Raw genomic sequence first — 11,309 nt, forward strand, 5'->3', positions numbered from 1 at the left:
GGACCACCTGGAATGCCCAGAGTGTGACGGTGAGTCCCGGCGAGGACCATCCGTTGCCCCCCGACGGCGACCTGGACGTCTTTCCCACCCGCTCCACCACCTATGTGCTGGAGGCCCTCAGCCCGGTCTCCCAGCGCTCACGGCGCGAGCCGGTAACGGTGACGGTGGAACCGGTGGAGATCGAGAGCTTCACCGCCAACCCCGCCGCCACCGTCCCGGGGTATCCCGTGGAGTTGGCCTGGAAGACGCGGTCCGCGGTGGCGGCCTCGATCTCTCCGGATATCGGGTCGGTGCCGGTCAACGGGCAGGTGCGGGGCCCGGCGAGGACCGCGGAGACCACCTATGTGCTGCGGGCGGATGGTGAGAAGGGGCCGGTGGAGAAGCAGCTCGTGGTGGGAATCACCGACAAGCTGCGCTTTTCCGAGCCGTGGCATCAAGGGGACGAAGGTTTCGAGATGTTCTTGCAGCTCCTGGTCTCTCACGGCTCGGCAGGGGCGGTGGTCTCGTTGTCGCTGGATCCTCCGCTGCCGGAAGGCACCAGCGCGATCTACGATGTGCCCATTCCCTCCGGGGCAACCAGCTATGTCGTAGGTTTTCGGAACTTTGTGCCCGCGGGGTATGAGGGGCAGCTGAGCTACTCCTACGCGCCGCGAGGTACCGTCACTTCGGCGGACCTCGAGCTGGAGGCTCGGGGGGTGATCCTCGTCTCCGCGAAGCAGGCCGGAGCGGACTCGGACGATGCTTCGGTTCCGGATGATCCGGCGACGGGGGAGCGCTGGGACGGTCTCTATCTGCGCACCAATCTCGAAGACCAGGGCTCGGTGCCGCGGAAGGCCCCTTGGGATCATTCGCCGGATCTGATTCCTTCCGGCATCTTGCCAGTGAATCATCCCGCCCGAGCCTTCGATCGGTCCTACGATCAGGAGCTGGCGAAGAGTCTGGTGGCCCAAACTCCCAACTACATCTATCTGCGGGTCAAGAACTTCGCTACCGAGGCTCGGACCGGCCAGCTCTATCTCTACTACACGCCAAGCCAGCTCCTGCTCTATCCCCAGTTGTGGAGCCAGAACGCGTTGCTCACCGCCTCCGGAAACGATAGGTCGGAGGTTCAAGATGTTTCCCCGAGCAAGGTCGCCACGATCGGCGATCCCTTCGTCTTCAACCCCACTCCCACCGATCAGAGCGTGGTGCTCATCGGGCGCTTGGTGACTCCGGAGAATCCCAATCCGGTGCCCTCTTCCCTCGGCGGTGAAACCTTCGACGAGTGGATCTCCAAACGGGGGAATTGGGCCCGCTTCGACGCGGTGGTCACCACCGAGGGTGCCGCAGCCTTCTCCCAGGAGATCCCCTTCGACATGGGGGATATCCAGGGGGGTGTCGAGTTCCTCTTGAGCTGCCAGGACCTACCCACCGGGAGCCAGGTCTGGGCAAGCTCCGGCGGCCTCTTGGCCGATGACACCTACATCATCATTCCGCCGAGCACGATCCCTGGGCCTGGGGTTTACGGCTTCGGCACCGTCGCCGAGGTCCCTCGCCGCTTCCGAACGACCTTCCAGGTCTGCTACCGGGGGCAGCCCTGGGAAGGCGGAGCCAGCCTCACTTTGCAGGCTCTCTGGATCCCCGAAGACGGTGGACGGCGCCGGTTGATCCAGGAGTGGAAGATCCTCGGGCCTGTTGACGAAGACCCCGACAACGAATCGCAGAGGAGCGAGTCATGAGTGAGCCCATCATCGTCCGCGAACAGCCTTTCGACCAAGGCCCGGAGGGCGGCATGATGGACGTCGCGCTCCTCGTGGAGAACGGCAGCCCTGGTGCCGCCGTGGAGTTTCATTCCACCACGCCTCTGCCCGATGGTCAGTATATTCACCTGCCACCGACCACTATTCACCATCCGAATCAGCTCACTTCGGTCCCGGCGGAGATCCCTGCAGAGTGGAAGACGGTCTTCGTCTACATCTACAACTCCATGGGGCTGCCGATCTCGCCGGACTTCGACTTCTCCATGCGGGTGAGCTATCCGCCGTCGGGCCAGACTCAATGAGCCTCGAGCCCCTCAGCTTCACGACCTTCTACCGCCACGGCGCTCCCCAGGGAGATGCCGTCATGGCGGTGGAGGTCACCCTCTCCGTCGAGCACGGCACCGCCGGGGCGGAGATGAGCTTGCAGGCCCGGGAATCCGGGGTGGACGGCGACATTGTCATCGAGAGCGTCCGTCTCGAAGAGTCCAACTACGCCAAGGACTATCGCTTGCCGAGAGAGGCCAAGGAGTTTTGGCTCTGGGCTTATGAAGGAGTCGACGATGAGGAGTAGCTCGGGGCAAGAAAGCCCCGGCACGGAGTCGGCGGTTCCGATGGCGTTGTCGAGAATCGAGTTTTTCAAGGAGATCTGATGATGGACCATTCCAAGCCCGCTCCGGAAGTCGATCCGCCGCTGGTCTTGGCGACGGTGCTGCAGAATCCGCGGCTGTTCAACGCCGCCCAGGTGGCGGTGACCACCGATTCCGCGGTGCCGGTGCTCAACACCCTGGAGCTGCTGATCCACAACCCCAGCGACAACCCGGTGGTGGAGCTGGAGAACCCCGACGGGCTAACCACCGACGACCCGCTGCCGCCCATCGACGGGGCCTACGTCGGGCCGCGGCTGGATCGCCTCTACGTCTACTTTCCCTACGGCAGCACCCACGGCACCCTGACCACGAAGGAGCTCGCCGCCGCCTTCACTCTCTCGCCGGCGCCGGACAACACCAGCTGGGACGTCTCGCCCATGAGCGATCCCAACATCGGTCCGTACTGGCTGCTCTTCCCCAGGAGCGAGGTGGTGCTCCAGCCCAACGAGAGCGTGCGCTTCCTGATCACCGGCGTTCAGACCTTCAACCCTCAGGGCAGCCTGACCCATCTGAACTTCAAGAAGCAGATCACCGGCTATGCGGTGGAGACCTCCCGGGGGACCAACCTCTCCCTGGTCGACGCCCCGCCGCAGATCGACAGCTTCGAGGTTTCCGAAGGGACGGTGGATGCCGGCACTTCCGTCGACCTCTCCTGGGCGACCTGGAACGCCAAGACCGTCACTCTCGATCCGGGGAATATCCAGGGGCTGCCGCCCAGCGAGGACGCCTACGCTCAGCGCGTTCTGGGCACCACCAACTTCCGGCTCCAGGCCGTCAGCCCCACCGGCAAGACCACCCAGGAGTTCCAGCAGGTGACGGTGAACCCCGCCGCCGTAGAGTCCTTCGCCGCCCAGCCGCCGGAAGGCTCGCGCCTCGGCGAGCCGGTGACCCTCAGCTGGCGGGTGGATTCCGCCGTCACGGTGGATTTGCAGCCCGGTGTCGGCAAAGTCTGTGAGGACGCCGACGGCTGCGCCACCGGTCAGCGGGTGGTCTTCCCCAACGCCCGCACCGTTTACACCCTCACCGCCAGCGGCGAGAACAACAAGGACAGCCGCACGGTCACAGTCTTCCCGCTGCCCGTGGGCTGGCAGCAGACCACCGACATCGCTCCGTGGCAGACCCGCGGGCGTCCGGTGCTGTTGAATTTTGGGGAGAAGCTCTTCTTCCTGGCCGGCGGCGTCGAGGGACCCACCAACGACATCTACACCTCGTTGGACGGCGCGAGCTGGCAGGTGGCCAACCAGAACGCTCCCTGGGGGGCTCGGAGCTCCGCCGGGGGTGGCGTGCTGGGGCCCGAGGGGGCTGTTCGCATGTGGATGATGGGCGGAGCCGACGAATCGGGCAAGCTGTTCAATGACGTCTGGGCCACCGATCAGCCCGATGGCTTCGGCTGGGCGCAGGTCAGTACCGGGGCTCCGTGGAGCGCCCGGGCGGGCTTCGGCACCATCGTCTTCCAGGACAAGCTGTGGCTCATCGGCGGTCAGGACGCCTCGGGCTCCGGGTTGCGGGACGTGTGGTGCACGGCGGACGGCGAGGCCTGGGAGCAGGTCACCGAAGCCGCCGCCTTCTCACCGCGGTGGAACTTCGGGCTGGCTCAGTTCTCCGACCGTCTGTGGATCTTCGGCGGTCAGGTCGGCGACAAGTCGACGGAGGTCGACAACCAGGTGTGGAGCAGCTTCGATGGAGCCACCTGGGAGCGCCAGCCGACGCCATCTTGGGGAGTGCGCAGCTTCGCCACCGCCCAGAGCCTGGGGGAGGCCATCTACCTCTTCGGCGGAGCCCGCTCCAGCACCCAGCCCATCGACGATCTTTGGAAGATGACCATCGAGATCGAGGACGAGGTCGAGAAGATCGTCTGGCAGCAGCAGCCGACCCGCTATCAGAACAACTCCGCCGGCTTTGCCTCCGTGCTCATGGCCGGAGGACTCTGGCTGGCCGGCGGTTGGCGCGTGGTCGACGACCAGCGCGGGCCGAATCATCGAGTCTGGCTCTTCGCGCCGTGAGTCGGACTGTTTCGAAGAACCGAGACCGTGGAATCCGAGCGCTCTTTGCATCGACTCGGCCTTCGGGCCGGATCAACACCGGAGGATGACCCTCATGAATTCGACCATTCGCTACGACGGAATCCTGGTTCGGGCTTCGCTGGAAGACAACGGCGATCTGCCCCGCTCCGGCCCGCTGCAGGAATCGCCGGACGTCTCGCCTCAGGGCAAGAACGTGGTGGAGGATCCGCAGACCTATTTCCGCCAGAACTACGGGGAGAACGTCGGCAAACCGGTGGTGGCCGGGGAGCCCAACCTGGTCTACATCCGCGGCAAGAACACCGGGGACTTCGCCCAGGGCGGTACCGCGTTCCTCTATTGGGCCAACGAGGCGGATCTCGACTCTCCCGCCCGCTGGCGCAACAACCGGCTGTTCACCGCTGACGGCTCGGACCGGGTGCCGCTGGGACGGACCCTCCCGGGCCGCGTCGCCGTCGGCGAGGCGCCCTTCATCTACTCGCCGCCGGCCAACGACGACGGGGCCAACATCGCGCTGCTGGGGGTGGTGGCCACCAACGAGAATCCGAATCCCATCCCCGGCCTCGGGGACAGCATCAACTTCGATCGCTGGATCTCCCGGGAGGGGGGCGTAGGGGTCCTGCAGGCGACGCTGCAACCGCCGCCGAAGCCCACGGCGAGCTTCACCACCACGGGCCAATTCGATCTCGGCAACACCAAGGGCGAGGTCAGCTTCTTCATCAAGACCGTCGGCATTCCCCAGGGCTGGAGGGTCTCCTTCGAGGCCGAGGAGCCGGCGCCGGACGGCTACAAGATCCAGCTGCCCCTGACCACCATCAATGCGGATCCGTTCCTTCAGGGGACCTTCGCCGACCTCGACGCAAACTACAGCTCGCCCATCACTTTCAACCTCTTCCCGGGCCAGGGCCTGCCGGACAAGGACAACTCCGTCACCGTCTACGCCGGCCAATACGAGGAAGTGGCGGGAACCGAGAAGTCGGGTCTCCCACGGGTCTTCGCCGCCTCGGAGGACGCTCCTCAAGTCGGCCAGATCGATCCGGGGCGCTTCATCATCCAGGCTCAGTACACCACCAAGATCAACGTGCCCACGGCCGAGACTTGAGGCGCCGAGCCCGCCGAAGCATTCAGCAAGACTTCTAGGAGATAGAGATATGGCAACCCCTTACGACGACTTATATATCCGTTCCACCCTCAACGACCCGGGGACCATTCCCCGCAGTACGGCTGGCATCAGCCACTCTCCCGACGTCATTCCCTTTGGACTGATTCCGGTGGACAATCCGGAGGAGTACTTCAAGGCCAACTTCAACCAGGACGTCGGAACCAACGTTTTCAGCAATACGGCCAACTACCTCTACCTGCGGGGGGAGAACCTCTACGACGGAGCACAGGAAGGCAAGGCGTATATGTACTACGCCACCAGCGACCTCCTGCTCTATCCGTCGGTGTGGCGGGAGAACATCCTCTACACCAGCAGTCAGCAGAACCACATCCCCGTCGCCGCCGCCGCCAAGGGCGATGTCTGGGTCACTCCGGAGCCCTTCTCCTGGGTGGCGCCGGCGCCGCCCTCGTACTACGGGTATTGCCTCATCGGTCGGGTGACGACGGAGGAGCATCCCAACCCCATCCCCAACACCGGGGATATCCAAAGCTTCGCCGGCTGGATCGCCGACAACGGTGGGCTCGGCTGGCGCAATGTCACCATCCTCAATACCGGGGTCACCTTCACCCGGCCCAACAACTACAACCAGGGCTGCACCGGGGATGTGATGGAGGTCAGCCTCATCGCCAACAACCTACCCGTCGGCTCGGAGGTCTGGCTGACCTCGGGGACGCGGCTGCCGGACGGCGACTTCATCAGTATTCCGGTGACCGAAATCACTGTACCCAATCAGATCATCGGAACCTCGGCCTTCATTCCCGAAGGCTGGCAGACGGTGTTCTCCTACTCCTACAAGAGCAACGGCCATGCACCGCCGGAAGGCTTCCAGCTCTCGGTCCGGATCAACTACGCCACTACCGTGGGTACCGAGCTCTACTCCAAGGCCAAGACTCTGGAGGAGTTGGGCCTCGAGAGCATGAGGATGTGGAACCGCGAGAAGCGGATCTGGGAAGGGGCCCACGAGCACTACGCCCGCCGCAACAAGGCCTACCAGAACGACCCGGTGCGCCTCATCGTGGTCGGGGGAGATACCACCGAGCACGGAGGGTAAGGCTTCGAGCCCCCCCGGCCTCCTCACTCCGCCGATGCAGCCCGAATCCCGGACTGCATCGGCGGAACCAGTAGATACCCAGCATCCCTTGCATCTCTTCGGCCAGCGGGCCGAGCCCAACCTGGAGGATGATTCTCATGACAGCGATGATTCGATACGACGGAATTCTGGTCCGCGCTTCTTTGGAAGATACCGGAGAGCTCCCTCGTTCCGGCCCTCTGCAGGAATCACCGGACGTCTCGCCCCAGGGCAAGACCGTGGTGGAAGACCCCCAGACCTACTTCCGCGACACCTACGAAGAAAACGTCGGCAAGCCGGTGGTGGCGGGAGAGCCGAACCTGGTCTACCTGCGCGGAAAGAACACCGGCGACTTCGCTCAAGGCGGCACTGCTTTCCTCTATTGGGCCAGCGAGGCAGATCTCGGCTCCCCGGCCCGGTGGAAGAACAACCGCGTCTTCACCGCCGATGGTTCGGACCGGGTGACCCTCGGCCGGACTCTGCCGGGAGAGGTGGTGGTGGGGGAGGTCCCCTTCGTCTACTCGCCGCCGGCCAACGATGCCGGGGCCAACATCGCTTTGCTGGGCGTGGTGGCCACCAACGAGCACCCCAACCCGGTGCCGGGCCTCGGGAACAGCATCGACTTCGATCGTTGGGTCTCCCGCCAGGGGGGCGTGGGAGTGCTGCAGGCGACGCTCCAGCCGCCGCCCAAGCAGGAGCCCACCTTCACCACCAAGGCCCAATTCGATCTCGGCAACACCGAGGGCGAGGTGAGCTTCTTCATTAAGACCGCGGGGATCCCCCTGGGCTGGAAGGTCTCCTTCGAGGCCGAGAAGCCGGCGCCGGACGGCTACAAGATCGAGCTGCCCTTGAGCACCATCAACGCGGATCCCTTCACCCAGGGGACCTTCGCCAACCTGGACGCCAATTACAACTCGCCCATCACCTTCAACCTCTTCGCCGGCGAGGGGCTGCCGGCCAAGGAGAACTACGTCACGGTCTACGCCGGCCAATACGAGGAGGTGGCGGGAGCCCAGAAGTCGGATCACCCCCGGGTCTTCGCTGCCGAGGGAGACGCTCCCCAGGTCGGCGCCGCCGATCCGGGGCGCTTCGTGATTCAGGCCCAGTACACCACCAAGATCAACGTCCCCACCGCTGAGACCTGATCCGGTGCTGAGAGCCCACTCGCGGTCAGCTCGTGGGTGGGACTCTCAGGAGTCGGGATGGCCTGGAACCGAAAACTTTTCTCTGAGGAATCAACGATATGGCAACACCCTATGACGACCTATACGTCCGTTCGAGAGTCGGCGATCCGGGAACCATCCCCCGCAGCACCGCCGGGCTGAGCAGCTCCCCCGACGTGATCCCTTACGGCCTGATGCCGGTGGACAAGCCGGAGGAGTTCTTCAAAGCGAACTTCGACCAAAGCGTCGGCAGCAACGTCTTCAGCAACACGGCGAACTATCTCTACGTGCGGGGAGAGAATCTCTACGACGGTGCTCGTTCCGGAGATGTCTACCTCTACTACGCCGAGAGCAATCTGCTGCTCTATCCGTCGGTCTGGCGGGAGAACCTCCTCTACACCAGTGACCAGAAGGACCATATTTCCGTCTCCGCCGCTGCCAAGAACGACATCTGGGTGACTCCGGAACCGTTCCGCTGGATCGCACCGCCGCCGCCCAGCGGCTTTCACTACTGCCTCATCGGCCGGGTGGTGACGGAAGACCATCCCAACCCCATCCCCAACACCGGCGATATCCAGAGCTTCGCCGGCTGGATCGCCGACAACGGTGGCCTCGGCTGGCGCAATGTGAGCTTGATCGACAGCAAGACCACCTTCACCCGGCCCAACGAATACAGCCAGGGCAGCACCGGGGATGTGATGGAGATCAATCTCATCGCCAACAACCTGCCCGTCGGCTCGGAGGTTTGGCTGACCTCGGGAACGCGGCTGCCGGACGGCGACTTCGTCAGCATTCCGGTGACCAAGATCACCCAGCCCCGGCAGATCATCGGCACCTCCGCCTTCATTCCCGCGGGCTGGCAGACGACCTTCTCCTACTCCTACCGCAGCAACGATCAGCCGCCGCCGGAGGGCTTCGATCTCTCGGTGCGGGTCAACTACGCCACCGTTGCGGGCACTGCTCTCTACGCCAAGGGCAAGACCTTGGAGGAGCTGGGACTCGAGGACATGGTGATGTGGAGCCGCGAGCGGCGCCGGCTGGAACCGGCCCACGAGCACTACGCCCGGCGCAACAAGGCCTACGAGGCCGATCCGGTGCGCCTCATCGTGGTCGGTGCGGACACCACCCGCCACAAGGACGGAGCAGAGCTTCGCTGATGGGAGCTGGCGGCCGGAGCTCGCGGGCTCCGGCCGTCGTGCCATCTTGCGTTGTCGTTTCGCGTCCGGCCTTTCCCCTCCGTCCATCCCAAGGAGCCTCGAGCATGAGCCGAATTCCCCTGAGTCTGCTGGAGACCCAGCCCGTCCTCGCCACGCTGGACGAGATGCACATCGTCCCGATCATCTACCACGACCAGCTGATGGACGGCTGGTGCTGGGCCGCCACCCTGGAGATGGTGGTGGATTCGTTGACTCTCGAGGACGTAGCCCAATGCACCTTCGCCAACCTGGAATTCCAGCGCGACGATTGCTGTCCCACCAACCCCGAATGTGACCAGGGGGTCGCCCTCCAGGAGTTCCCGGGCATCTTGATGAATTGGGGCATCAACGCCGACTACGAACAGCGCCCGCTCAATTTCGACGAGCTCAAAGGAGAGATCGCCGCCGGCCGCCCGGTGATCTACAGCATCCTCTTCGTCGACGGCACCACCCACACCGGCATCGTCTCCGGCACCTTCGAGCCAGACGACGGTGAGCAACTCGTCTACTTCCTCGACCCCGACGCCGCCTTCTTCCGCGAGTGGGGCCGGCCGCCGGAAGGCTGGATCACCTACACCTCCCTGCTCAACGGCTACGGGCTGCCGGGGAATTGGTACGAGACCGTGTGGCAGATTCGGAAGGGGTGATGTCGAAGGGCGCGCCCCCGGCTTGGACTCCGTACCTGGATCACTTCCGTTCCTCCTACGGCGGCATGGGTATCATGGAATTACGAAAGCCCTGACAGGCCGATCCGGCCGAACGGAGAGGAATCCATGAGCTCATCCCTGCCCGCTGCGCCTTCATCCCCGAGGAACCCGGTCTTCCGCATCCAGCCGACCGTCGGGGAGAGGATCCTCTGGTGGCCGCCGGTGGCCTGGTTGGTGGGGGCCTTGAAGCAAGGGATCCTGCTGCTGCGCATCGGGCTCATCGAGTCGTTCTTTGCGCTGCGCTACGGCAAGCGCTACCGGGACGCCCTCTTGCAGCGTCTCGGATTTTTCTCCGCCCCTGGCTACGACGGCAGCCTGTGGTTGCATGCACGCTCCACGGGGGAAGTGCGGGTGATGGTCCCAGTGGTTCGGGCCCTCGCCGGGCGTACCCGGATGGTGATCACCGTCACCCTGCTCAAGGATGTGCGTCTGGCGCAGCAAGAGGTCGGCGACGTGGCGACGGTGCTGAACATTCCTTTGCCGCTGGGCTTTACGGTCCGCCGGCTCCTCGATCATTACGGGGTCCGAGGTCTGATCCTGATCGAGGGGACCGACCTTTTTCCCATGGAGCTGCTCAGACTCGCGGGGCGGCGCCTGCCGGTGCGGGTGATCAACGGTTTCTGTAGCGAGCTGACCTTCCGCCTGCAAAAGAATCTCCTGCGGCACTATCTCCTGGTGGAGCACTTCGGCGTGACCAGCGAGGAGGAGCGGCAGAATTATCTGAGTCTCGGGATCTCGCCGGCCCGCTTGACGGTGACCGGCGACCTCAAACGGGTAGGATCCGCCGAGGCCGGCGAGAGCGCTTTGGCGCAGAGGCTTCGCTCCCTGTGCGACGGCCGCTTCTTGCTCATCGCCGCATCCACCCACGAGCCGGAGGAAGATCTCGTGTTGGAAGCCTTCGCCCGCGCCGGAGGTGGGGAGCGAGCGCTCTTGCTCTTGGCGCCCCGGGACCGGAATCGGTTCGAGCCGGTGGCTCGGTTGCTCAGAGATGAATCCTGGAAGTTCGTGAGGCGGAGCGAGCTGGCGGAATCTTCGGCGCAGGGAGCAGCGGCGGTCGACGTGATCCTCCTCGACACCTTCGGAGAGCTCAAGGAATTGTTCCCGGTGGCCTTGGGAGCGTTCATCGGCAACACCCTCAATCCCGGGGGAGAGGGGCACAACCCTTGGGAGGCCATGGCCATCGGAGTGCCGGTGGTCGCCGGGCCGGGCCTGGACGGCATCATGCAGCGTAGCGAGACCGCCGACGGGCGCGGCTGGCGCCGGGTGACCGATCTCGGAGGTCTTGCCGAAGTCTGGTCCCGATGGCTCAGCGACCCCTCTGCCGCGCGGGACCTGGGAGTCGAGGCATTGGCCCGAGGCCAAGCGGATGCGGGGGAGCTGACGGCGATCCTCGAAGTCCTGGAGCCTCTGCTGCCGTCGCCAGGCCCCGCTGCTACCTCTTCTTAGCTACTAGTCTGGTTCCTAGCGCCCAGTCTGGTTCCTGGCGCCCAGTCTGGTCCCGGCGAGGGGTAGGTACCTTGCCCGCTCCGCACCCCCCTCCGAAGAGCCAGGCGATTCCCGCGTTAGCGAGCCGGGCGTTCCTACGAGCCCCTAGACAAGATGCTT

General features: G+C 64.7%; 10 protein-coding genes. All 10 read left to right on the forward strand.

Annotated elements, in window-relative coordinates; translation table 11 throughout:
• Positions 1 to 1,718 (forward strand): hypothetical protein (locus SX243_11970; protein ID MDY7093678.1); only part of this gene is annotated, 1,718 nt, incomplete at its 5' end.
• A complete protein-coding gene (locus SX243_11975) occupies positions 1,715 to 2,041 on the forward strand; it encodes a hypothetical protein (GenBank protein MDY7093679.1) in 327 nt (108 codons plus the stop codon). The genes SX243_11970 and SX243_11975, both read left to right, overlap by 4 nt.
• A complete protein-coding gene (locus SX243_11980) occupies positions 2,038 to 2,310 on the forward strand; it encodes a hypothetical protein (protein MDY7093680.1) in 273 nt (90 codons plus the stop codon). The genes SX243_11975 and SX243_11980 overlap by 4 nt, the downstream gene beginning before the upstream one ends.
• 78 nt (positions 2,311 to 2,388) lie before the next feature.
• A complete protein-coding gene (locus tag SX243_11985; protein MDY7093681.1) occupies positions 2,389 to 4,389 on the forward strand; it encodes a hypothetical protein in 2,001 nt (666 codons plus the stop codon).
• Between the two features lie 94 nt (positions 4,390 to 4,483).
• Positions 4,484 to 5,509: a hypothetical protein gene (locus SX243_11990; GenBank protein ID MDY7093682.1), complete on the forward strand. Its 1,026-nt coding sequence runs from the start codon at positions 4,484 to 4,486 to the stop codon at positions 5,507 to 5,509.
• A gap of 49 nt (positions 5,510 to 5,558) precedes the next feature.
• Complete coding sequence (locus tag SX243_11995) at positions 5,559 to 6,620, forward strand: hypothetical protein (protein ID MDY7093683.1); 1,062 nt, start codon at positions 5,559 to 5,561, stop codon at positions 6,618 to 6,620.
• Positions 6,621 to 6,757: 137 nt separating this feature from the next.
• A complete protein-coding gene (locus tag SX243_12000; GenBank protein MDY7093684.1) occupies positions 6,758 to 7,783 on the forward strand; it encodes a hypothetical protein in 1,026 nt (341 codons plus the stop codon).
• 98 nt (positions 7,784 to 7,881) lie between these two features.
• Positions 7,882 to 8,958: a hypothetical protein gene (locus tag SX243_12005; protein ID MDY7093685.1), complete on the forward strand. Its 1,077-nt coding sequence runs from the start codon at positions 7,882 to 7,884 to the stop codon at positions 8,956 to 8,958.
• A gap of 104 nt (positions 8,959 to 9,062) precedes the next feature.
• The gene (locus SX243_12010; GenBank protein ID MDY7093686.1) at positions 9,063 to 9,644 is read left to right on the forward strand and encodes a papain-like cysteine protease family protein; all 582 of its coding nucleotides are present in this window, start codon (positions 9,063 to 9,065) and stop codon (positions 9,642 to 9,644) included.
• A gap of 126 nt (positions 9,645 to 9,770) precedes the next feature.
• Positions 9,771 to 11,150, forward strand: a complete 1,380-nt coding sequence (locus tag SX243_12015; GenBank protein MDY7093687.1) for a glycosyltransferase N-terminal domain-containing protein — start codon at positions 9,771 to 9,773, stop codon at positions 11,148 to 11,150.
• Positions 11,151 to 11,309: the final 159 nt, after the last annotated feature.

The organism is Acidobacteriota bacterium (assembly GCA_034211275.1).
GTDB lineage: Bacteria > Acidobacteriota > Thermoanaerobaculia > Multivoradales > JAHZIX01 > JAGQSE01.